Annotated in this window: 21 protein-coding genes; 10 read left to right on the top strand and 11 right to left on the bottom strand. The window is 71.0% G+C overall.

The features are described from left to right. Window position 1: 1 nt before the first annotated feature. From ACGFIG_RS27600 to ACGFIG_RS27580, 5 genes are read right to left on the bottom strand one after another with little or no spacing between them, the layout of a single operon-like run. The gene (locus ACGFIG_RS27600; RefSeq protein WP_393007736.1) at window positions 2-715 is read right to left on the bottom strand and encodes a thymidine kinase; all 714 of its coding nucleotides are present in this window, start codon (window positions 713-715) and stop codon (window positions 2-4) included. A 58-nt stretch (window positions 716-773) separates the two neighbouring features. Next, window positions 774-2162: an MFS transporter gene (locus ACGFIG_RS27595; RefSeq protein ID WP_393007734.1), complete on the bottom strand. Its 1389-nt coding sequence runs from the start codon at window positions 2160-2162 to the stop codon at window positions 774-776. A gap of 18 nt (window positions 2163-2180) precedes the next feature. Next, a complete protein-coding gene (locus ACGFIG_RS27590) occupies window positions 2181-2942 on the bottom strand; it encodes a glycerophosphodiester phosphodiesterase (RefSeq protein ID WP_393007732.1) in 762 nt (253 codons plus the stop codon). 58 nt (window positions 2943-3000) lie between these two features. Next, on the bottom strand, window positions 3001-3579 hold the full coding sequence (locus ACGFIG_RS27585; protein ID WP_393007731.1) for a hypothetical protein: 579 nt from the start codon (window positions 3577-3579) through the stop codon (window positions 3001-3003). Between the two features lie 24 nt (window positions 3580-3603). Next, window positions 3604-4377: a lysophospholipid acyltransferase family protein gene (locus ACGFIG_RS27580; RefSeq protein WP_393007729.1), complete on the bottom strand. Its 774-nt coding sequence runs from the start codon at window positions 4375-4377 to the stop codon at window positions 3604-3606. A gap of 187 nt (window positions 4378-4564) precedes the next feature. On the opposite strand from ACGFIG_RS27580, the gene ACGFIG_RS27575 reads away from it, so the two are divergent. The 3 genes from ACGFIG_RS27575 to ACGFIG_RS27565 all read left to right on the top strand — a co-directional run bounded on the left by ACGFIG_RS27575 (window position 4565) and on the right by ACGFIG_RS27565 (window position 8256). Next, window positions 4565-5980 carry a cytochrome ubiquinol oxidase subunit I gene (locus ACGFIG_RS27575; RefSeq protein WP_393007727.1) on the top strand — a complete coding sequence of 472 codons (1416 nt, stop codon included), beginning with the start codon at window positions 4565-4567 and terminating at the stop codon, window positions 5978-5980. 16 nt (window positions 5981-5996) lie between these two features. Next, window positions 5997-6995: a cytochrome d ubiquinol oxidase subunit II gene (cydB, locus tag ACGFIG_RS27570; protein ID WP_393007725.1), complete on the top strand. Its 999-nt coding sequence runs from the start codon at window positions 5997-5999 to the stop codon at window positions 6993-6995. Between the two features lie 283 nt (window positions 6996-7278). Beyond that, the gene (locus ACGFIG_RS27565; protein ID WP_393007723.1) at window positions 7279-8256 is read left to right on the top strand and encodes a hypothetical protein; all 978 of its coding nucleotides are present in this window, start codon (window positions 7279-7281) and stop codon (window positions 8254-8256) included. A gap of 181 nt (window positions 8257-8437) precedes the next feature. Here ACGFIG_RS27565 and ACGFIG_RS27560 read toward each other — a convergent pair whose 3' ends face one another. Next, window positions 8438-9136 carry a hypothetical protein gene (locus ACGFIG_RS27560; RefSeq protein WP_393007721.1) on the bottom strand — a complete coding sequence of 233 codons (699 nt, stop codon included), beginning with the start codon at window positions 9134-9136 and terminating at the stop codon, window positions 8438-8440. A gap of 72 nt (window positions 9137-9208) precedes the next feature. Next, entirely contained in the window at window positions 9209-9670 is a 462-nt protein-coding gene (locus tag ACGFIG_RS27555) for a peroxiredoxin (protein WP_393007719.1), read from the bottom strand. 94 nt (window positions 9671-9764) lie between these two features. Here ACGFIG_RS27555 and ACGFIG_RS27550 point away from each other — a divergent pair, with 94 nt between their 5' ends. The 5 genes from ACGFIG_RS27550 to ACGFIG_RS27530 all read left to right on the top strand — a co-directional run bounded on the left by ACGFIG_RS27550 (window position 9765) and on the right by ACGFIG_RS27530 (window position 15019). Next, the gene (locus ACGFIG_RS27550) at window positions 9765-10493 is read left to right on the top strand and encodes an SDR family oxidoreductase (RefSeq protein WP_393007717.1); all 729 of its coding nucleotides are present in this window, start codon (window positions 9765-9767) and stop codon (window positions 10491-10493) included. 161 nt (window positions 10494-10654) lie between these two features. Beyond that, window positions 10655-11497 carry a hypothetical protein gene (locus ACGFIG_RS27545; RefSeq protein WP_393007715.1) on the top strand — a complete coding sequence of 281 codons (843 nt, stop codon included), beginning with the start codon at window positions 10655-10657 and terminating at the stop codon, window positions 11495-11497. 185 nt (window positions 11498-11682) lie between these two features. Continuing rightward, window positions 11683-12141 (top strand): helix-turn-helix transcriptional regulator, encoded by a 459-nt coding sequence (locus tag ACGFIG_RS27540; RefSeq protein ID WP_393007713.1) that lies wholly within the window; start codon window positions 11683-11685, stop codon window positions 12139-12141. Further along, a complete protein-coding gene (locus ACGFIG_RS27535; protein WP_393007711.1) occupies window positions 12138-12548 on the top strand; it encodes a VOC family protein in 411 nt (136 codons plus the stop codon). Before ACGFIG_RS27540 ends, ACGFIG_RS27535 begins: the two co-directional genes overlap by 4 nt. A gap of 80 nt (window positions 12549-12628) precedes the next feature. Beyond that, a complete protein-coding gene (locus ACGFIG_RS27530) occupies window positions 12629-15019 on the top strand; it encodes an ATP-binding cassette domain-containing protein (RefSeq protein WP_393007709.1) in 2391 nt (796 codons plus the stop codon). Window positions 15020-15596: 577 nt separating this feature from the next. On the opposite strand, the gene ACGFIG_RS27525 is transcribed toward ACGFIG_RS27530, so the two are convergent. Then, window positions 15597-16190, bottom strand: a complete 594-nt coding sequence (locus tag ACGFIG_RS27525) for an AAA family ATPase (protein ID WP_393007707.1) — start codon at window positions 16188-16190, stop codon at window positions 15597-15599. A 57-nt stretch (window positions 16191-16247) separates the two neighbouring features. Between ACGFIG_RS27525 and ACGFIG_RS27520 the strand changes: the two genes are divergently transcribed. Further along, on the top strand, window positions 16248-17258 hold the full coding sequence (locus ACGFIG_RS27520) for a tyrosine-type recombinase/integrase (RefSeq protein ID WP_393007705.1): 1011 nt from the start codon (window positions 16248-16250) through the stop codon (window positions 17256-17258). A 152-nt stretch (window positions 17259-17410) separates the two neighbouring features. On the opposite strand, the gene ACGFIG_RS27515 is transcribed toward ACGFIG_RS27520, so the two are convergent. After that, a complete protein-coding gene (locus ACGFIG_RS27515; protein ID WP_393007703.1) occupies window positions 17411-18277 on the bottom strand; it encodes a bifunctional 5,10-methylenetetrahydrofolate dehydrogenase/5,10-methenyltetrahydrofolate cyclohydrolase in 867 nt (288 codons plus the stop codon). Between the two features lie 233 nt (window positions 18278-18510). Here ACGFIG_RS27515 and ACGFIG_RS27510 point away from each other — a divergent pair, with 233 nt between their 5' ends. Further along, window positions 18511-19665 carry a glutamate--cysteine ligase gene (locus tag ACGFIG_RS27510; protein WP_393007701.1) on the top strand — a complete coding sequence of 385 codons (1155 nt, stop codon included), beginning with the start codon at window positions 18511-18513 and terminating at the stop codon, window positions 19663-19665. Between the two features lie 26 nt (window positions 19666-19691). Here ACGFIG_RS27510 and ACGFIG_RS27505 read toward each other — a convergent pair whose 3' ends face one another. Beyond that, a complete protein-coding gene (locus tag ACGFIG_RS27505; protein WP_393007699.1) occupies window positions 19692-21269 on the bottom strand; it encodes an NAD(P)-binding domain-containing protein in 1578 nt (525 codons plus the stop codon). 104 nt (window positions 21270-21373) lie between these two features. Further along, a complete protein-coding gene (locus tag ACGFIG_RS27500) occupies window positions 21374-22153 on the bottom strand; it encodes an endonuclease/exonuclease/phosphatase family protein (RefSeq protein WP_393007697.1) in 780 nt (259 codons plus the stop codon). Window positions 22154-22183 lie beyond the last annotated feature (30 nt).

The following is a 22183-nucleotide window of genomic DNA, read 5'->3' as shown; positions in this document are numbered from 1 at the left end:
CTCAGCGGCGGGGGCCGAGTTCGCCCGCGCGGTAGTGGCGGCGGCAGAGCACCTGGTAGCGCACCTCGGCGTTGTCCACGGTGTCGCCGATGACGACCTGCAGTCCTTCGCGGACCACCCGACCGTCGACGACCCGGGCGTTGAGCAGTCCTTCCCGGCCGCACCAGCAGAGCACCTCGACCTGGATGCGCGCCACCTCGTCGGCCAGCTCGAACAGCCGCTGCGCGGCCGGGAACAGGCACGAGCGGAAGTCGGTGGCCAGCCCGAACGCGTACACGTCGACGTCGTAGCTGTCGACCAGCTCGGCCATCTGTTCGATGTGCTCCAGGTTGTAGAACGACGCCTCGTCGCAGATCAGGTAGTCGACCCGGTCGCCCTCGGCCCACGTGTCGCGCACCAGCGTACGCAGGTCCAGCTCGTCGGTGACCTCGACGGCCTCGTGCGCCAGGCCGATGCGGGTGGTGACCTGCGGGCCGAGCGAACGGTCGATGCGGGTGGTGACCAGGCCGCGGCGGCCCTGCCGGGCGTGGTTGTGGTTCATCTGCAACGCCATCGTGGACTTGCCGCAGTCCATCGGTCCCCAGAAGAACTTCAACGCCGCCGCGTGCAGTGGCCGCCCGTCCACCCCGCGCGCCGCGGCGCACCCGGTGGGGGAGTCGTCGGGGCCCAGCGGCGGGCGCGCCAGACAGGTCGGGGTGGCGGCGTGGTCGGTCACGGACGGGCAGCCTAGCCGATCGACGCCGCCCGATCTGGCGGGTGCGGACGCGCGCGCCTCAGAGCACCCGTGGTGGGGTGTTGCCGGCGGCGACGATCGCCCGGCGCATCGGCACGGCCAGCAGCAGCAGGAACCCGACGACGAAGAAGATCAGCAGGGAGACCAGACCCACCCGGTAGGAGTTGGTGAGCTGGAACACGATGCCGAAGGCCAGCGGGCCGAGCCAGCTGGTGCCCTTGTCACTGATCTCGTAGAAGCCGTAGTACTCGCCCTCCTTGCCGGCGGGGATGAGCTGGCTGAACAGCGACCGGCTCAGCGCCTGGCTGCCGCCGAGCACGAGGCCGATGGCGGCGCCGAGGACCATGAACGGCAGCGGAGCCTCGGCGGGCAGCCGGAACGCGCCGAGGATCACCCCGGTCCACAGCACCAGGCTGATCAGCACGGTCTTCCAGGCGCCGATGCGCTTGGCGAGGGCACCGAGCAGCAGGGCGCCGCCGAAGGCGAGGAACTGCACCAGCAGGATGGTGACGATCAGGGTGCTCTGCCCGAGCTTCAGCTCCTCGGTGCCGTACTGGCTGGCCAGGGCGATGACGGTCTGGATGCCGTCGTTGTAGACCAGGAACGCGAGCAGAAAGAACAGCGTCAGCGGGTACGCCTTGATCTCGCGCAGGGTGCGGCCGAGCTGCCGGAAGCCGTCGGTGACCGGGTTGCCGCCGGACAGCGCGGCGGCGGTGGGGTGCTCGCGCAGCCAGCGCAGCGGGATCAGGGTGAACACGGCCCACCACACGCCGGCGGACACGATCGACCAGCGGGCCAGGTCGAGGGTGCGCTGGTGGTTGCCCTCCTCGCCGAGCATGCTGACGGCGACGAGGTTGAGCGCCAGCAGCAGGCCGCCGCCCAGGTAGCCCAGCGCCCAGCCGCGGCTGGAGATGCCGTCGCGGTCGTCGGGGCCGCCGAGCTGCGGCAGGAACGAGTTGTAGACCACGACGCCGGCGCCGAAGGCGATGTTGGCGACCATGAACAGCGCCCCGCCGAGCAGGTACCGGTCGCCGGTGACGAAGAGCATGCCGACGGTCGCGCCGGCGCCGACGAAGGCGGCGGCGGCGAGCAGCCGCTTCTTGTGCGCCGACCGGTCGGCGATCGCGCCGACGACCGGCAACGCGAACACGGTGAGGAACACCGACAGCGACACCAGGTACGGGAAGTACGAGCCGGCGGCGACCTTGATGCCCAGCGGGTAGACGTAGCCGTTGCAGGTGTCGGCACCCAGTTCGCAGCCGGCGGCGAGTTCCGTGACGGTGGTCAGGAACGGGCCGAGGAACACCGTGATGACGGTGGTGGAGAAGGCGGACATCGCCCAGTCGTAGAAGTACCAGCCGCTGCGTTCGCGGCGGGTGCTCGCCGGGGCGGGGGCGTCGTCCACCGCGGGGGTGACGGTCTCGGCCATCGGGGTCCTTCGAACGGTTCAGGCGGCCCAGTGGCCGCGGCTGTGATACACGTCGCGCAACACGCCGACGTGATCGGTCATGATGCCATCCACCCCGAGGTCGAGTAACTCGTGCATCTCGGCAGGTTCGTCGATCGTCCAGACATGCACGTGCAGGCCGAGTCGGTGGGCGTGGCGCAGGAACCGCCGGTCCACCACGGGCACCCGCCCGTAGCGCACCGGCACCTGCGCGGCGACCACCGACGGCGGCAGCCGCAACGCCCGGCCGGTCAGCGACGCCATCCGCAGCCGGGCCACCCCGCGCATGCCGAGGCCGGTGGCGACGCGCCCCTGCGTGAGGGCCCGCAGCCGGGTGAGCCGGGCGTCGCTGAACGAGGCCAGCAGCACCCGGTCGCCGGCCCTGACGCGCGCGACGGTGGCCACGGTCGGCTCGACGCCGCCGTCGGCCTTGACGTCGATGTTGAACCGCACGTGCGGCCAGGCGTCGAGGACCTCGTCGAGGCGGGGGACGACGGCGGCGCCGCCGACGCGTACCGAGGCCAGGTCGGCCCAGCGCAGGTCGGCGATGCGCCCCGGCTCGCCCGTGACCCGGGTCAGCGTGGCGTCGTGGAAGACCACCGCGATCCCGTCGGCGGTGCCGTGCACGTCGGTCTCGACGTACCGGTAGCCGAGGCTGATCGCACGGGCGAACGCCGCCGCGGTGTTCTCGTCGCCCTCGGCGGCGCCGCCCCGGTGGGCGAACGCCAGCGGTGCGGGCCCGTCGAGGTAGGCGTGGGTCACGCGGGGAGTATGCCGGTGCCCGGTGGCCGGCGGGTGACCGGCCGGCTGCCGGACCGGGTCAGCTCCAGTCCGTCTGGTAGCCGGGTCTGCGCAGCAGGGCGAGCAGCTCGTCGTCGGAGGGGTGGTGGGTGCGAGTGAGCGGAGCACGCAGGTCGTCGACGGTCACCGGATCCGGACCCTGCACGCTGACGCTGAGCACCTGGTCAGCGCCGAAGAGGTACAGCGCGGTGGCGGGGTCGCTGTTGTCGGTGTCCCGGGTCACGACGAGGGTGAGACCGTCGCCGGCGTCGGTGCAGACGTAGATCGTCCGGACGTCGCAGTCGACCCCGTCGGCCAGGGACCCGTCGGGGGCTGGGTGGTGCTGCTGCCACACCACGGGCACCGTACGGCCGTCGCGGGTGCGCAGGCCGTAGGCGATGTCGAGACCGAGCCGGTCCAGCCAGCCGAGGGTGCCGGAGCGGGGCAGGTCGTCGGGGACCAGCAGGTCGTCGGGAGGCCAGGGGGAGGAGCGGGTCAGGTCGCTGAGATCCCGGCGGTCCTTCTCGTCGTGGTACGCCGAGCGCAGGACGGCGTACCCGCCTGCGCAGACGAGGACGAGCAGGGCGAGGACGAGCAGCGGCAGGCGCAGGCGGAGCACCTCGCCATTGTGCCCACGCCGGGATCAGGTCCTTCCGGAGCGCTGGGAGCGGCTGGTGTCGATCGGGCGACCCGGGTCGACGTGGCGGGGCCTGTCGGGCTCGTCGGGCCGCAACGGCACCAGCGAATCGGTGATGGCGTCGATGATCCGGTCGGTGGCGCGCAGGGCGGCGCCCGGGGCTGCCGGCGTCAGGTCGGCGAGGTCCACGGGGTCGCCGAAGTGCACCCGCACGACAGGACGGCGCACCAGGGAACGGGCGATCCCGCGCAGCAGGCCCTTCGGGGCGCGGTAGGGCAGCACCTCGTGGGAGCCCCACTGGGCCACCGGGATCACCGGCGCGCCGCAGGCCAGGGCGAGGCGGGCGGTGCCGGTCTTGCCGCGTTCGGGCCACATGCCGGGGTCCAGGCCGATGCGGCCCTCCGGGTAGACCAGGACCACGGATCCGCCGGCGACCGCCGCGGCGGCGTCGTCGAGGGCGCGGCCGACGGCGGCGGTGCCCCGGTCGACGCGCAGGTGCCCGGCGCGGCGCATCGCGGCGCCGATGACGGGGGCGCGGAACAGCCCGCCGGTGGCCATGAACCGGGGAGCGACGCCCCGGGCGCGGCAGGCGGCGGCGAGCACGACGGGGTCGAAGGGGCTGATGTGGTTGGCGGCCAGGATCAGCGGGCCCCGGCGTAGCGCCTCGGGCACGTCGCCGCTGACCTCGAGGCGGGCCAGGAGCGCGACGATGCCGCGGGCGAGCAGTTGCGCGGCACGCCAGATCAGCGGCGGCTGCCAGGTCGGGCGAGTGGTGTCCATCAGCGCGCATGGTCGCACGCGCGGGCCACCCCGCGTGGCGCGGGGCGCGCAGCGCCGGGGCCCTCCGGCAGAGGTGATCAGGGTCATTGGTCCCGGGTCGCTTCGGGACCCCCGCCCCTGCCGATTCGTCTACGACGCGAAGTAGTATCTACTACGTCTCGTAGTATGCACAGCCTGGGGGTTACTGGTGGACGCGTTGGACGTCGCCCGCTGGCAGTTCGGTGTCACCACCGTCTACCACTTTCTCTTCGTGCCGCTGACCATCGGCCTGTCCGTGCTGGTGGCGATCCTCCAGACGATGTGGCACCGCACCGGCGACGAGAAGTACCTCAAGCTCACCAAGTTCTACGGCAAGCTCTTCCTCATCAACTTCGCCATGGGCGTGGTGACCGGCATCGTGCAGGAGTTCCAGTTCGGCATGAACTGGAGCGACTACTCCCGCTTCGTCGGCGACATCTTCGGCGCCCCCCTCGCGATCGAGGCGCTCGTCGCGTTCTTCCTGGAGTCGACCTTCATCGGCCTGTGGATCTTCGGCTGGGACCGGCTGCCCAAGCGGCTGCACCTGGCCAGCATCTGGGCCGCCGCGATCGGCACCAACCTCAGCGCGTACTTCATCCTCGCGGCGAACTCGTTCATGCAGAACCCGGTCGGCTACCGGATCAACCCCGAGACCGGCCGCGCCGAACTCACCGACTTCGTGGCCGTCCTGACCAACAAGGTCGCCATGATCACATTCCCGCACACCATCGCCGGCGCGTTCCTCGTCGCCGGCTCCCTCCTGGTCGCCGTCGCCATGTGGCACCTGGTACGCAACCGCGACTCCGCCGACACCCCCGCATACCGCTTCGCCGCCAAGTTCGGCTCCTGGGTCACCCTCGTCTCCGCCGCCGCCGTCGCCTTCACCGGCGACATCCAGGGCAAGATCATGACCGAGGTGCAGCCCATGAAGATGGCCGCCGCCGAGGGCCTCTACACCACCGAGAGCCCCGCCTCGTTCTCCGTACTGACCGTCGGCAGCCTCGACGGCAGCCGCGAGGTGTTCGCCCTCAAGATCCCGTACCTGCTGTCCTGGCTGGGCACCGGCGACCCCAACGGCACCGTGCACGGCATCAACGACCTCCAGGCCCAGTACGCCGCCCAGTACGGCGCCGGCAGCTACACCCCGATCATCCCGGTCACCTACTGGAGCTTCCGCTTCATGATCGGCTTCGGAATGGCCGCCGCCGCCATCGCCCTGCTCGTGCTCTGGAGCCAGCGCAAGGGCCGCACCCCCACCAGCAAGTGGCTGCTGCGCGCCGGACTGATCATGCCCCTGCTGCCCCTCGCGGCGAACTCCTTCGGCTGGATCTTCACCGAGATGGGCCGCCAACCATGGATCGTCTTCGGCGAGATGCTCACCCGCGACGGCGTGTCCCGCAGCGTCTCACTGACCGAGGTCCTCACCTCGTTCACCGCCTTCACCCTCATCTACGCCGCCCTCGCCGTCGTCGAGGTCAAACTGCTGCTGCGCTACGCCAAGGCCGGCGTACCCGACCTCACCCCCGACCCCGACATCGACGACACCCACGACGACGCCGAACGCCCGCTCGCGTTCGCCTACTGAACACCGGAGACACACCGTGGAACTCACCACCATCTGGTTCCTGCTCGTCGCGGTCCTGTTCACCGGGTACTTCATCCTCGAGGGCTTCGACTTCGGCGTCGGCATGCTGCTGCCCGTACTCGGCCGCGACGACCGGGAACGCCGCGTCCTGATCAACACCATCGGACCCGTCTGGGACGGCAACGAGGTCTGGCTCATCACCGCCGGCGGCGCCATGTTCGCCGCGTTCCCCGAGTGGTACGCCACCCTGTTCTCCGGCTTCTACCTGCCGCTGCTGCTGATCCTGCTCGCCCTGATCATCCGCGGCGTCGCCTTCGAATACCGCCACAAGCGCCCCGAGGCCTCCTGGAAACGCCGCTGGGACACCGCCATCTTCGTCGGCTCGCTCGTGCCGGCGGTGCTGTGGGGCGTCGCGTTCGCCAACATCCTGCGCGGCGTGCCGCTCGACGCCGAACACGAGTACGTCGGCGGCCTGCTCGACCTGCTCAACCCGTACGCCCTGCTCGGCGGCGCGACCACCGCCGCCCTGTTCCTCACCCACGGCGCCGTGTTCATCGCCCTCAAGACCGTCGGCGACGTCCGCGAGCGCGCCGGCGCGCTCGCGGTGCGCCTGGGCGTCGCCGCCGCCGTCCTCGCGGTGGCGTTCCTGACCTGGACGCTGACCATCCGCTCCAGCACCGCGGCCGTCGTGTTCGCCGTCGGCGCGGCCCTCGCCCTGCTCGGCGGTCTCGCCGCCGCCCGGGTACGCCGGGAAGGCTGGGCGTTCACCGGCACCGCCGTGGCGATCGCGCTGGCCGTGGCGACGCTGTTCGCCGCGCTGTTCCCGAACGTGCTGCCCTCCACGCTCGACGCGGCCGGCACCCTGACCGCCACCAACGCCGCCTCCACCCCCTACACCCTGAAGATCATGACCTGGGTGGCGGTGGTGTTCACCCCGATCGTGCTGGCCTACCAGGGCTGGACGTACTGGGTGTTCCGCAAGCGCATCGGGGTGGCCCACATCCCGCGCCACTGACCCGCTCCCGCCGGGTGGCCGCGGGCCCCGCCGCCGCCATCCGCCCGAGCCACGGGGCGGACGCGCACTCCCTTCCGCGTCCGCCCCGTGGCTCTCCTGTCACCGGCGCTCGCAGCCGAGGGGAGCACGCACGATCGCGCCGGCCACGGCGAGCACGGTAGGGGCGTACCGGTGCCTCGGTGAGCAGCCGGCAGGCGACGCGTACCCGATGACATGGTGCAGGGCTCAGCGGGCTGCGCATCAGGGCGTATGCGAGCTCCACACGCGCACCTAGGCTCCTCACGTGTATGTCGTGGAGCGGTCGCGCGTGAATTCTCCGTTCAGCAAGCTGGTTTTCCACCTGCCAGAAAAGACGGTGCTCGGCTGGTTCCAGCGCGCCTGGCAGCACGAGAATCCCGAAGCGCTTCTCCACGCCGAGATCGGCGGTGGCGCCTACGGTTTCGACTCGATCTTCGAGGCGGTCGAGGAACACCGCCTGCCCTGCCCACAGACCCTCGACGAGCTGCGCGAACTCCTGGACGAACACCTATGGATCGAATCTGACGACCCGATACGCCTCGACGAGCGAGGGCTGCGGGTGCGTACCAACGACGACGAGGTGGATCTGGCCTACTACTTCCTCGAGGACGGGGCGATCGCCGCCCACCCCGACCGGCTCGCGTACCTCGTCAACGACACCTGGCCACTGCCGTCCGGCGCCGCCGCGCCCGGCGCAACCTTCACCCCTGACGTGGCGCTCCGCGTTGTCGGCCCACCCGGCCCCGTGCCGGATTCCGTCTACGCGGTCCGCATCACCTGGCAGCACACCCACCACAACAGCACGAACCTGGACCAGCGGGAAACGACCGTCTTCCCCGGCGTCAACCTGCCCCAACTCGCCAACCACCTACGCGGTATCGACGATCCCATGTCCCCGGAACGCTTCGACGCCGATTTGCTGCGCTCTCTCGTCGGACCCGACGACGACAGCATCGGCCCTGCCATCGCCCGTTACGCCTGCCTCGAACGACGCGACTTGTCGATCTTCGGAAAGTGGACCGCACCCAGCCACGAGCAGATCCTGCAATGGAAACTGCCGGAGCCACCACCGCAGGCCCACGTCGCGGTGGATGAGCACCTCGCCCAGGCCGCCCGCTACATCGACGACTTCTTCGGCTACGAGCAACTGTTCCTCTTCGACACGCAGTGGGCAGCCGCGCACCCCGACCTGGCACTGTCCCTGCTCCGCTATGCCACCCACTGGGACCCGTTTGCGCCATGACGGATGCGCGAACACGCAGCTGCGCCACGGGCTTCTGACCGCCCAACCACGAACGGCAGGTTAGCGGGGGTGCGTTCGCGCCCGACCGGCTGATCCACAGCGGCGACAACAGCCCGGCCAGGAGACCCGACGGTCGGCGCGGCGGATGGCATCTCGCCACCCGCCGCGCCGACCGTCGGTGTCAGTGCGCCTCGCGCAGCTCCGCCAGGCGCGCCTCGATCTCCGCCAGCTCGGCGCGCAGCTTCTCCGCCTGCTGCTCCGCCTCGGCCCGCTCCGCGGCCATGATCTGCTCCACCGCCTCGTGCACGCCCGGCACGTCCACCAGCGCCACCATCCGCAGCGCCTCCGCCGGCTTCACCACGTACGGCTTCGCCAACGACTTGCTGCCCTGCTGCGCCGCCACCGTCCACTCGCCGTCGGCGTACGACAGCGTCACCGTCAGCCCCGCCGGGCCCTTCGCCTTCACCGCCTTCACCGCCTTGCGCGCCGGCGCGGCCGCCGGCTTCACGTCCGCCGTCTCCACCTTCGACTCCTCCCGTGGCGCCGGCACCCGCGGCCGGTCCAACACGAACTCCGGCTCCGCCGACGCCACCTCCACCTGCGGCTCGGGATCCGGCTCCGGCTCGGCCGCCTTGCGCCCCGCACCCCGCGGCGCCACCGCCACGTCGGCGGGGGAGAAGGGCAACTCGTCGCGCCCGAACCGAACCACCACGAACTCGTCGGAGACCGCCGGGTCGGTCAGCTCCACCACCTGACCCGTCTGCCCGGCGATCTGACCGGCCGAGGCGGTGAACACCACCTTCGGCTTGCGGCCCGCCGCCAGCGCCTCCCGGATGCTCTGCACCTCTTCAGTGGACAAACCCTGGCCAGCCGCACCCATCAGCAACCTCTTCCCCTCGAACACCTGTTCAGCTGCCTGCCTTGATACCAGCCCGGCCCGACAACCGGAAGATCAACCCCCCAGCGCCCGCAACGCCGCGTCCGCGTGGTCGTTCATGTTCAGCTCACTGTGGACCACCTCGATGATCCGCCGGTCGGTGCCGATCACGAACGTCATCCGCCGCGTGCTCAACGCGCCCAACGGCAGCCGCCGCCGCACCCCGAACTGCTCCGCCACCGCACCGTCGACGTCCGACAGCAGCGGATAGTCGAACCCGTGCCGCCGGGAGAACTCCGCCTGCTTCGCCACCGGGTCCCGGCTGACGCCCACCCGCACCGCACCCACCGCCGCGAACTCCGCCGCCAGATCCCGGAAGTGGCAACTCTCCGCCGTACAGCCCCGGGTCATCGCCGCCGGGTAGAAGAACAACACCACCGGCCCGGTGGCCAGGAACTCCGACAGCCGCCGCGGCGTACCCGTCTCGTCGGGCAACTCGAAATCCTGCACCACGTCCCCGACACCCACACCCGCCACCCTGCACCTCCGCCGTCGACCACCAGTGGGGCGAAGCGTATGCGATTCCCGCCCCGGTAACGTCAGCCCGTCACGCAGCAGGAAGGCCGACACCATGAACCCGGTCACCGTCATCACCGGCGGCAGTCGCGGCATCGGCGCCGCCACCGCCCGCCGCCTCGCCCACGCCGGACACCACGTCGCCTTCAGCTACCGACGCGACCGCACCGCCGCCACCGCCGTGCTCGCCGACATCCACGCCACCGGCGTACGCGGCCTCGCCGTCCCCGCCGACACCCGCGACCCCGACCAGGTCACCGCCCTGTTCGACGCCGCCACCGACCTCGGCCCCATCACCGGCCTGGTCAACAACGCCGGCGTCACCAGCCCCATCGGCGCCTTCGTCGACCTCGACCCGGCCGACCTGCGCCACGTCGTCGACGTCAACCTCATCGGCTACGTCCTCTGCGCCCAGCAGGCCGCCCGCCGCATGAGCCACGGCGGCGCCATCGTCAACGTCTCCTCCGTCGCCGCCACCCTCGGCAGCCCCGGCGAATACATCCACTACGCCGCCGTGAAAGCCGCCACCGACACCCTCACCACCGGCCTGGCCAAGGAACTCGCCCCCCGCGGCATCCGCGTCAACGCCGTCGCCCCCGGCATCATCCGCACCGACATCCACGCCCTCTCCGGCCAACCCGACCGACCCGACCGGGCCGCCGGCCGCATCCCACTGGGCCGCCCCGGCGAACCCGACGAGGTCGCCGGCGCCATCGCCTGGCTCCTCGGCCCCGACGCCACCTACACCACCGGCACCGTCCTCCGCGTCGCCGGCGGCCTCTGACCAACCAGCAGCCAGGACACCCCGCCACCCCCACCCACGCCAACGGCACCCTCGACCCGCTCACCCTGCTGGAACGCCTCACCGCGCTCGGCGACCACACACCCTGGCACTGGGACCTCACCCAGGCACTGCTGCGCCTGCCTCACGACACCGACGACACCGTGGCCGACAAGGCCGCCGCACTCGGCACCCCGGCAGGAGAGCGGCTCGCCACCTGGCTACGCACCGGCGGACTACCGCAACCACTCACGCGGGTCACCACCGTCACCCGACGGCCCCGCAAGAACGGCTACGACTGGGAGCACGACCAACTGCCCGCCAAGCGCGTCATGGTCGAGCTGCGCCCACCCGACGGACACGCCGACCCGTACGGGCTGCTGACCGCCGACCCCGCACCCATCAGCACGGAACAGTCCAACTGGATGAACCTGTGGCCGTCGATCCTGCCCGGGCACCGGGCCGTCGTCGCCGCGTACGCCCTGCCGACCGTGGCCGCCACCGCCGACATGGACCAACGCGACGGCGCGACCATCCTGCCCCTGCTCGCCGACAGCACCGGCCCCGGCGGGGCCGCCCTCGACCTCGCCCTGGCCTACGGCCTCGGCGCCCGCCACGGCACCGACCGCGTCGCCACCCTCGACGCCCTGCTCGCGCTCGCCGCAGCCGGGCAGCTCGACGCCACCGCGACGGGCCACCACCTGGGCCACCTGGTCGCCGCCCAACTGGTCAAGCTGCCCAGAGCACTCGAACCGCTGCGCGACGCCGCCCTCGCCGGCGCCCCGCTGACCGTGTGGCAACTGACCGCCGCCGCGCTACCGGCGCTCCTCGCCGCACCCCAACCCCCACGCGGCCTGCCCGACCTGCTGAGCCTGGCCGCCGAGACGGCCACCACCACCGGCATCCGCATCGACGTGCCCGGCCTGGCCGACGTCGCCCGCCGAGGCGGATCGAGCCGCCTCGTCACCGAGGCCCGACGCCTGCACCGCGCCCTCAACCCGGCATGACCCCCATCCGCCCGGGGGAGCGGCACCCGACCCGAGCCCGCCGCAGCCCGACAATCGCCGCAACAGAACTACCGACACCCCCGGGCACCACCCGACAGACGCCCGCCCGCACCCGCCACACCAACCGCGCCGACAGACCGCGAACCTCCTGGGCAACACCGGCACGGCATGGCACGATCCTGCACGTGACCAGCACCTCCGCCGCAGCCCAGCACCTGCGCGACCTCGCGCGGCTGCGCCGCGTACGCGACCGCATCGACCGCGAGTACGCCAAACCCCTCGACGTCGAGGCCCTCGCCCGGGGCGCGAACATGTCCGCCGGACACCTCAGCCGCCAGTTCCGCCTCGCCTACGGCGAATCACCGTACGCCTATCTCATGACCCGACGCATCGAACGCGCCATGGCCCTGCTGCGCCGCGGCGACCTCACCGTCACCGAAGTCTGCTTCGCGGTCGGCTGCTCCTCCCTGGGCACCTTCAGCACCCGCTTCACCGAACTCGTCGGAGTCCCACCGAGCACCTACCGCGCCCGCACCGCCCACGCCACCGGGGAGATGCCCTCGTGCATCACCAGACAGGTGACCAGACCGATCAGGAATCGAGAAGCACGGCCCACCCAGCCGCAACTAGCCTCGTCAGCATGAACCTCACCATCCACAACGCCTTCCTCCCGCACACCGACGCCGACGCCGCCCTGACCTTCTACCGCGACACCCTCGGCTTCGAGGTCCGCAACGACGTCGGATACGACGGCATGCGCTGGCTCACCGTCGGCCCGCCCAACCAGCCCGGCACCGCCATCGTCCTGCACCCGCCGGCCGCCGACCCCGGCATCACCGACGCCGAGCGCCAGACCATCCTCGAACTCATCGCCAAGGGCAGCTACGGCGCCATCACCCTGGCCACCGACGACCTCGACGGCCTCTTCGACCGGCTCCAGGCCAGCGGCGCCGACGTCGTCCAGGAACCGACCGAGCAGCCGTACGGCGTGCGCGACTGCGCCTTCCGCGACCCCACGGGCAACCTGATCCGCATCAACGAACTGCGCTGAGCCGCCCACGACAGACACCAGCCAGGAAGACGCCCGACGGAGACCGCCAAGACGGCCCCCGCGCAACAGATGGAGACCCCATGAGCACGGCCACGAGGACACACACCCAGGCATCCGCCCCACACGTCGCCGACAGCCACGACCTGATCCGCGTACAGGGCGCCCGCGTGAACAACCTCAAGGACGTCAGCGTCGAGATCCCCAAGCGCCGACTCACCGTCTTCACCGGCGTCTCCGGCTCAGGCAAGAGCTCACTGGTGTTCGGCACCATCGCCGCCGAGTCACAACGAATGATCAACGAAACCTACAGCGCCTTCCTGCAGGGCTTCATGCCATCCCTCACCCGACCCGAAGTCGACCTGCTCGAAGGACTGACCACGGCGATCATCGTCGACCAGGAACGGATGGGCGCCAACCCACGCTCCACCGTCGGCACCGCCACCGACGCCAACGCCATGCTGCGCATCCTGTTCAGCCGACTCGGCCACCCCCACATCGGCTCACCCAACGCGTACTCCTTTAACATCCCCACCGTGACAGCCACCGGCGCGATCACCGTCGAACGCGGCGACAAGACCAAGGCCGAGAAGGCCACCTTCCACCGCCTCGGCGGCATGTGCCCCCGCTGCGAGGGCATGGGCACCGTCAACGACATCGACCTGACCGCCCTCTACGACGCCACCAAGTCACTCAACGAGGGCGCACTCACCATCCCCGGCTACAGCATGGACGGCTGGTACGGCCGCATCTTCCGCGGCTGCGGCTACTTCGACCCCGACAAGCCCATCAACAAGTTCACCAAGAAGGAACTGCACGACCTGCTCCACCGGGAACCCACCAAAATCAAGATCGACGGCATCAACCTGACGTACGCCGGCCTCATCCCGCAGATCCAGAAGTCCTTCCTCGCCAAGGACATCGACGCCCTACAGCCCCACATCCGGGCCTTCGTCGAGCGCGCCGTCACCTTCCAGACCTGCCCCGACTGCGACGGCACCCGCCTCAGCCCCGAAGCACGCTCGTCGAAGATCAAGGGCAAGAGCATCGCCGACCTCTGCGCCATGCAGATCAGCGACCTGGCCGCCTGGGTACGCGACCTCGACGAACCGTCCGTCGCGCCCCTGCTCAAGGGGCTGCGACACCTTTTCGACAGCTTCGAGGAGATCGGCCTCGGCTACCTCTCACTCGACCGCCCGTCAGGCACCCTCTCCGGGGGAGAGGCACAACGCACCAAGATGATCCGCCACCTCGGCTCGTCCCTCACCGACGTCACCTACGTCTTCGACGAGCCCACCATCGGCCTGCACCCACACGACATCGCACGAATGAACAACCTGCTCCTGCAACTGCGTGACAAGGGCAACACCGTCCTCGTCGTCGAACACAAACCCGAGACGATCACCATCGCCGACCACGTCGTCGACCTCGGCCCCGCAGCCGGCACCCAGGGCGGCACCGTCTGCTTCGAAGGCACCGTCGAGCAACTGCGGGGGAGCGGCACCGTCACCGGCCGACACCTCGACGACCGCGCCACCCTCAAGAAGACCGTACGCACACCCACCGACGCCCTGCAGGTCCGCGGCGCCAGCAAACACAACCTGCGCGACGTCGACGTCGACATCCCACTCGGCGTGCTCTGCGTCATCACCGGCGTCGCCGGCTCCGGCAAGAGTTCACTGATCCACGGCTCCGTCGCCGGCCGCGACGGCGTGGTCGTGATCGACCAGGGCGCCATCCGCGGCTCACGACGCAGCAACCCCGCGACGTACACCGGCCTGCTCGACCCGATCCGCAAGGCCTTCGCGAAGGCCAACGGCGTCAAACCCGCACTGTTCAGCGCCAACTCCGAGGGCGCCTGCCCCACCTGCAACGGCGCCGGCGTCATCTACACCGACCTGGGCGTCATGGCGACCGTCGAGACCACCTGCGAGGAGTGCGGAGGCAAACGGTTCCAGGCAGCCGTACTCGAATACACGCTGGGCGGCCGCAACATCGCCGAGGTCCTCGCCATGTCCGTCGCCGAGGCGGAGGAGTTCTTCGGCTCCGGCGAGGCACGCATCCCGGCGGCCCACACGATCCTGTCCCGCCTCGCCGACGTGGGCCTGGGCTACCTCAGCCTCGGCCAGCCGCTCACCACGCTCTCCGGCGGCGAACGGCAGCGCCTCAAGTTGGCCACCCACATGGCCGAGAAGGGCGGCGTCTACGTCCTCGACGAGCCGACCACCGGCCTGCACCTCGCCGACGTCGAGCAGCTGCTCGCCCTGCTCGACCGCCTCGTCGACGCCGGCAAGTCGGTCATCGTCATCGAGCACCACCAGGCGGTCATGGCGCACGCCGACTGGATCATCGACCTCGGCCCCGGCGCGGGCCACGACGGCGGCCGGATCGTCTTCGAGGGCACCCCCGCCGACCTCGTCGCCAAGCGGTCCACCCTCACCGGCGAGCACCTCGCCACCTACGTGGGCGCCTGACCCGACGCGACCAAGTCGGGCCATGGCGGGATTGGTCGGCATCCGCCGGTCCCGCCATGGCCCCGACTGGTCCTGACGTTCCAGCGGTGCAGTCCAGGGGAGTGCTCGTGGTGCCCCCGACAGCCGCGACCTGCAAGTCTGGGGGACCGCAGAGCACTCCGGGAACGTCCGATGTGACCACGTCACGGGCACCGTCGTCGGGGAGCAGCTCACGCTCACGATCGAATGGGACAACAACACCAAGGGCATCTACGTCTCTGACCCTCATCTGCACGACGGCATGGCCACCAGCTTCGGGGAGGGAATCATGAAAGGCCGAACCCACGACGAGCGGAACGAATCATCGGCGGCCACCTGGGAGGTGCATGATCGGGTGTTCAGGCGCCTGGACCACATGTAGCGACGCGGAAGCGGCCGACCCCGGCGCCGCCACGACCTTCGTCGTCAGGGCCGAGTATCCAGCCGAGCCCTCAGGCCCTGACGATCTCGTCATCGGTCAGCCCAGCCGCCTTGCGGGTCGACCGTCGCCAGCGCCCAGCCCTGTGAGCGGGCATTACAAGCAGTTCGATAATGCACATTATGTCAAGTAGATCGGATCGGGCACTCCCTCGGCCGGGTCGGACGGCAGGCCGACGAAGCGGCGCAGGTGCGCCTCCACCAGTGCCACCCGCGTACGCACCGGCGCGGGCGGCACCACGACCAGACGGTGACCGTGCGCGCGGTAGACCTCCTCGTGCACGCGGGCGAACGCCAGCGACTCGGCGTAGCCGATCCGGCGGGCCGCGGTGGCCGTGACGAAGCCCAGCGGCTGGACCAGGAACACCTCGCGCTGGTAGGTGCCGTCCCGCAGCACCCGCTCCACCTCCTCGACGAGCACGCGCCCCGCCAGGCGGCCCTGATACCGCGCGAGGGCCAACGTGCACAGGGGCGACCGGTCGTGGACCTGCACCGAGGCGTACGCCCCGGGCGCCTCGCGGCGCTCCCGCTGGAGCCGCGCCACCGCGTCGACGAAGCCCGCTTCCTGCCACGGCGCGGCGACGCCCCGCGCCTGCTGTGCGGTGATGATGTCGGTGGCCGCTTCGGCGACGACGGCCCACCCGCGCCGGCGCAGTTCGTCGACGATCGTCGTCTTCCCGGCCCCCGGTGCACCGGTCAGTACGAAGCGCCGCACGCCCTCCCCCTCTCCCGCCGTTGCCGGCGAACCCGAAATTCATGCATAATATCCCTTATGCATGACAAACAGGACGAATCGGTACAGCGCTGGATCGAAGAGTTCCTGACCGCCCGCGCCACCCGCAAGCCCTCCCCCCACACGTTGCAGGCGTACCGACGGGACCTGCACGCCGTCGCCGCGCTGGCGGGCGAGGTGAGCACCCCTCCCCTCCCCCTCGACGCGCTGCCCGTCGCCGCCCTCACTGCCCGTGTCATGCGTGCCGCGTTCGCCCGGTTCGCCGCGCCCCGGGCGGCGGCGTCGGTGCACCGCGCCTGGTCCACCTGGAACAACTTCTTCTCCTTCCTGGTCGCCGACGGGGTGGTCGCCGGCAACCCGATGCCGGCGGTCGGCCGGCCCCGGGCGCCGCTCCCCCAGCCCAAGCCGCTGCGGGGCGCCGACACCCCCGAGCGGCTGCTCGCCTCCGTGGCCCGCGACGACGGCCGGCAACGCGATCCGTGGCCGGAGCGCGACCTGGCGGTGCTGGCGTTGGCGCTCTGCGCGGGGCTGCGGCTGTCGGAGCTGCTGGCGCTACGGGTGGGATCGCTGGCGGGTCGCCCGGGTGAGCGGCGGGTCGACGTCGCGGGCAAGGGCGGCCGGCCCCGGGTGGTGCCGATCGAGCCGGAGCTTGACCGGGTGCTGGTGGGCTATCTGGACAGCCGGGTGCGCCGGTTCGGGTCGCGTACGGTGCGGCCGGACGCGCCGCTGCTGGTGGACCGTCGGGGCGAGCCGCTGCGCCGGGGCGGGTTGCAGTACCTGGTGGAGTCCTGCTATCGGCGGGCGGGCATCGGCGACCGGGTGCCGCGCGGAGCGCGGTTGCATGCGCTGCGGCACACCTTCGCGACGCGGTTGGCGGAGGACGGGGCGAGTGCGGCGGAGATCATGCGGCTGTTGGGGCACGCGTCGTTGGCGTCGTCGCAGACGTACATCGAGGTGACTGCGGGGCAGCAGCGCGAGGCGGTGCGGTCCAACCGTACCAATCGGGCGTTGGCGGGGTTGGTGCCGGCGGAGCGTGTCGCGCGGTCGTGAGGCCGCAGGTCGGCGGTTGCGGCGGCGTCGAGGGGCGCGGCACGGGACGTTCTGCGGGCGCGGTCGGCGTGTGTCGGCCTGCTCCGCCGCCGGGGTGCGGGCGGCGGAGCAGGCGAGGGCCGGCGGGGTGACCCGGCGTCGGGCCGGGATGGTCAGGGGTGGCCGGTGGCGCGGCGGGCGGCGTCGAGTGCGTTGCGGAAGAGCATGGCGACGGTGGTGGGGCCGACTCCGCCGACGCGGGGGGTGATGGCGCCGGCGACGTCGGCGCAGGATTCGTCGACGTCGGGTAGGAGGCGGCGGCCTTCGTAGCGGACTCCGCCGCCGATGACGACGGCGCCGGGGCGGATGTGTTCGGGTCGGATGATGCCGGGGACGCCGGCGGCGGCGATGAGGATGTCGGCGCGTCGGGTGTGGGTGGCCCAGTCGGGGACGCCGGTGTGTACGACGGTGACGGCGGCGTTGGCGGTGGGTCGTTTCTGGGTGAGCAGCAGGGCGAGGGGGCGGCCGAGGGTGGCGCCGCGGCCGAGGATGACGACGTCGCGGCCGGCTACGGGGATGTCGTGGTGGGCGAGCAGGGCTTCGATGCCGGCGGGTGTGCACGGCAGGGGTCCGGGCAGGCCGAGGGCGAGGCGTCCCATGTTGAGCGGGTGCATGCCGTCGACGTCGAGGTCGGGGTCCATGGTTTGCAGGGCCCGGTCGTAGTCGAGGTGCGCGGGGATGGGGTGTTGGATGAGCAGGCCGTGGACGTCGGGTGCGGTGTTGAAGTCGGCGATGGCGTGGTGCAGGTCGGCCTGGGTGGCGGTGGCGGGCAGGTGTACGTGGGGTGAGGTGAAGCCGAGTTCGGTGGCCTGGCGTTGTTTGATGCGGATGTAGCCGGCGCTGGCGTCGTCGTCGCCGACGAGGATGGTGGCGAGGCCGGGGGTGGTGCCGGCGGCGCGTAGTGCGCTGACGCCGGCGGCGACGTCGGTGAGGATGCGTTCGGCGACGGGGGTGCCGGGCAGGAGTCGGGCGGTGGGCATGGTGCTCCTCTGCCGGCGGGGCCCAGGCGGTCGACCTCCGCGCGTGGAGCTCCCCGATGGTTTGGTGTCCATCCTCTGGCCGCCAGTCGCGTCTGGGGTCAGCTTGCCACAGGTGTGGGTGGGTGTGGTGTCCGCGGTTGCGTGTGACGGGTTGACTGTGGGTGTCCCGTTGGTCACTGGTCCGGGCTACCCTGTCGGCCTGTTCGTGTCGAGGCGTGGTGCGGGTGTCGTGAGTGGAGGTCGTGGTGCCGGTGCAGGGTGGTGGGGATGGTGTGGTGTCGGTTCCCCGGTTGGGGGTGGAGGAGGAGTTTCTGCTGGTTGATCCGGTGAGTCGGGGTGTGGTGGCGGGGGCGGACGCGGTGGTGGGTCGGGCGGTGCAGCGGTTGGGTTCGCGGGTGTCGGGTGAGATCACGACGTTGCATGTGGAGACCAGGACGGATCCGACGTCGTCGGTGCGGGGGTTGTTGGCGCAGTTGGTCGAGGCTCGTCGGGTGGTGGCGGAGTGTGCGGCGGCGGAGGGGTTGCGGATCGTGGCGACCGGTACGCCGGTGTTGGCGGGGGCGGTGTCGCCGCCGGTGCGGCGGGGGCCGCGGCCGGATCGGGGTACGGCGACGTTTCGGGGATTGCACGACGAGTTGGCGATCTGTGCGGTGCACGTGCATGTGGAGTTGCCGGATCGGGAGCGGGCGTTGCTGGTGAGCAATCATCTGCGGGCGCATCTGCCGTTGTTGATCGCGTTGACGGCGAATTCGCCGTTCTGGGAGGGGCGGGATTCGGGTTATGCGAGTTGGCGGTCGATGATCTGGCCGAGGTGGCCGGTGGCGGGGCCGCCGCCTCGGTTCACGTCGGTGGGGCACTACGAGCGGGTGGTGGAGATGTTGTCGGCGGCGGGGGCGATCGTGGATGCGGGGACGTTGTTCTGGGACATCCGGCCGTCGGTGACGCATCCGACGTTGGAGGTGCGGGTGGCGGATGTGCCGGTGTCGGCGCAGGAGTCGGCGTTGGTGGCGGCGGTGGTGCGGGCGTTGGTGGTGCGGGCGTTGGAGGCGGTGGATCGGGGTGATCATGGTCCGGAGGTTGCCGGGGAGTGGTTGCGGGCGGCGTACTGGCGGGCGGCGCGGGATGGTGTGGAGGGGTCGTTGCTGGAGGCGGGTTCGGGGCGGTTGCGTCCGGCGCGGGAGGTGCTGGGTGAGTTGGTGCAGTGGTTGGGGCCGGTGTTGCGGGCGTGTGGGGACGAGGAGTTGGTGCGGGGTTGGTCGCAGCGGTTGCTGGTGGCGGGTAGCGGTGCGGTGCGGCAGCGGGCGGCGGCGGGTCGGCGGGGTCGGTTGACGGATGTGGTGGATTTTCTGGTGGCGCAGACGGTGGTGGATGAGCGGCAGCCGGCGTAGGTGGGTGGGGGCTGTCGCTGGTCGGGTCAGCGGTCGCGGTGCAGTTCCCGGGTGAAGAAGTCGCGCAGGGGTGTCACGTGGCGTTCGGGGCGGCGCCATTCGGCGAGCAGGTCTTCGAGCAGGTGCAGTTCCTCGACGAGGGTGTCGCCGTGGTAGCGGCGGATGACGGGGTGGATGAAGGCGCTTTCGGCGGCGCGGTCGGGTTGGGGGTGGCGTTCGATGGCGAAGACGTCGCCGTGGTCGTCGCGGCCCCAGCGCAGGCCGACGGTGTAGTAGTGCGGGTGGTCGCGGAAGCGGGCGCGGATGTGGTCCTCGGGCAGGTCGATGTAGTGGCGTAGCTGCCCGTGTGGGTCGACGACGAGGGCGTCGCAGAGGAATTCGAACTGGGTCCACAGTGCGGAGCTCCAGTTGACGCGGTCGAGGACGAGGGTGGTGAGGGTGTCGGCGTCGGGGGCGACGAGGGTGTGTGGCAGGGGTACGCCGTCGTAGCGTTCGCGTAGCAGGGCGGTGAGGGTCCGCAGGTTGTAGCGGAAGCCGTCGATGAAGGCGGAGGAGGCCTTCTTGAAGTCGCGGTCCTGGGCGAGGGTGCCGGCGAAGTAGAGGCCGTCGATGTTGGTGGACTGCCAGTCGCTGGTGGTGGCGGGCATGCGGCCGCTGGGGACCATGTCGGGTCGGCAGGTGGGGTCGAACGGTGTGGTGTCCATGGTGAAGCCGGTGCAGCGGAGGACGGTTTCGTATTCCATGACGGCGGTTTCGCCGTCGGCGTGGGTGTAGGTGAGGTGTACCTGGTAGCGGTTGTCGAGGGGGCGGATGTCGTCGATGACGCAGTCGAGTACGGAGTGCAGGGTCTTGAACTGGTAGCTGTCGAGGACGGCGCCGTGGTGGCCGCGGACGTCGCCGGGGTGTTTGGTGTTCCACGCGAGGCGTAGTGGGCGGGGGCTGGCGAGGTGGATCATGGCGGCGTGGTCGAGCAGCGCTGAGGCGGTTTCGAAGGCGGAGTTGCCCTTGCCGAGGATGAGGATGCGTTGCCCGGCGTAGGTGGCGGGGTCGGTGTGCATGTCCTCGTAGCCGGTGGCGTGTTCGATGCCGCGGATGTCGGGGATGTTGGGGCGGCCCCAGCCGGTGGCGACGATGAGGCAGTGGCAGTGCAGGACGTGTTCGGGGGTGTGGATGAGGAAGCCGTCGTCGAGGCGTTCGATGCGCTGGGCGGGGGTGTCGAAGCGTACGGCGAGTTGGTGGTAGCGCTGGAAGTCGGTGAGGTAGCGCACCATGTCGTCGGCGTGGGGGAAGTATTCGCTGCTGTATTTGGCGAAGGGCAGGTCGGCGGGTTCGTGCAGCAGGGAGTTCCAGTCCCAGCGCAGCCGGATCTCGGGGTCGGTGCTGGTGGTGTGGACCTTGTTGAGGGAGATGAGCCGGCGGTGTCGGGGGAAGTGGCGGAAGAACTGGGCTGGCGCGGGGGCGCGTTCGAGGGTGACGTAGTCGCAGCCGGCCTGTTGGAGGTAGTAGCTGAGTTGGAGGCCGGCTGGTCCGGCTCCGATGATGACGTACCGGTGGTGTTCGGTGGCGTGGTGGTGGCTCGTCGGGCCTGGGGTGGATGCCGTCACGCCAGAGACCTTTGCCGATGCGGGCGGGCGGTGTCAACGCTGGGTGGGGTGACGGTGACGCGACGGCTGGTGAGGGGTGTCCTGTCCCCTGCCACTGGGGTGGGTCAGCCGAGGTCGACCAGGAGGGGGCGGTGGTCGGAGATGGTGGACAGGGGGGTGTGCACGGCGGTGACGGGTGGCAGCTGGTCGATGCCGTGGCGGTCGGCGAGGATGTGGTCGAGTTGGACGCGGGGTTGTCCTGCGGGGTAGGTGGGGCGGCGGCCGAGGGGGCGCCAGCCGGTGAGGAGTCGGGCGGGGCCGGCGGGCAGGTTGAGGTCGCCGAGGAGGATGCGTGGGGCGGGTAGGGTGCGGAGGGCGCGGACGGTCTGGCGGAGTTGGTGGGCGTTCCAGCCGGGGACGAAGGACAGGTGGGTGGCGGCGACGGTGAGTCGGCCGTGTGGGGTGTCGAGGACGGCGGCGAGGACGACGCGGGGTTCGTCGTGCAGGAGGATGAGGCCGCCGCGGGGGCCGGGGACGTAGACGGGTGAGCGTACGGGGGCGGGGCGCAGTCGGGTGACCTGCCAGGTGTGGACGCGGTGGCGGGTGACGAGGCCGACGCCGTAGCAGGGTTCGCCGTGTCCGTCGTCGTCGTGGGTCAGGGGGCGGAACTGTTCGCCGGGGGTGCCGACGACGGCGGCGGCGAAGCGGTGCTCGGCGGCGCCGAGGGCCTGGGCGGCGATGGCGGTGAGGTCGAGGTTGCCGCTGCGGCTCTGGTCGCGGTCGACTTCCTGGAGGGCGAGGATGTCGGCGTCGAGGGCGGTGACGGCGGCGGTGAGCCGGGCGGGGTCGACGAGCCCGTCGGTGAGGGATCGACCGTGCAGCAGGTTGAAGGTGGCCAGGCGCACGTTTGCACCCTACGTGCCGGTGGGTGGGTT

Source organism: Micromonospora sp. NPDC049048 (assembly GCF_043197615.1).
Taxonomy (GTDB): domain Bacteria; phylum Actinomycetota; class Actinomycetes; order Mycobacteriales; family Micromonosporaceae; genus Micromonospora.
The sequence above is the reverse complement of the archived record's forward strand: the minus strand, read 5'-3'. Positions and strand labels throughout refer to the sequence as shown.

Bases quoted from the DNA above. Each gene is read 5' to 3' on its own strand.
- ACGFIG_RS27595 (WP_393007734.1), bottom strand. From the start codon at position 2,162: ATGGCCGAGACCGTCACCCCCGCGGTGGACGACGCCCCCGCCCCGGCG.
- ACGFIG_RS27580 (WP_393007729.1), bottom strand. From the start codon at position 4,377: ATGGACACCACTCGCCCGACCTGGCAGCCGCCGCTGATCTGGCGTGCC.
- ACGFIG_RS27560 (WP_393007721.1), bottom strand. From the start codon at position 9,136: ATGGGTGCGGCTGGCCAGGGTTTGTCCACTGAAGAGGTGCAGAGCATC.
- ACGFIG_RS27550 (WP_393007717.1), top strand. From the start codon at position 9,765: ATGAACCCGGTCACCGTCATCACCGGCGGCAGTCGCGGCATCGGCGCC.
- ACGFIG_RS27535 (WP_393007711.1), top strand. From the start codon at position 12,138: ATGAACCTCACCATCCACAACGCCTTCCTCCCGCACACCGACGCCGAC.
- ACGFIG_RS27530 (WP_393007709.1), top strand. From the start codon at position 12,629: ATGAGCACGGCCACGAGGACACACACCCAGGCATCCGCCCCACACGTC.
- ACGFIG_RS27520 (WP_393007705.1), top strand. From the start codon at position 16,248: ATGCATGACAAACAGGACGAATCGGTACAGCGCTGGATCGAAGAGTTC.
- ACGFIG_RS27515 (WP_393007703.1), bottom strand. From the start codon at position 18,277: ATGCCCACCGCCCGACTCCTGCCCGGCACCCCCGTCGCCGAACGCATC.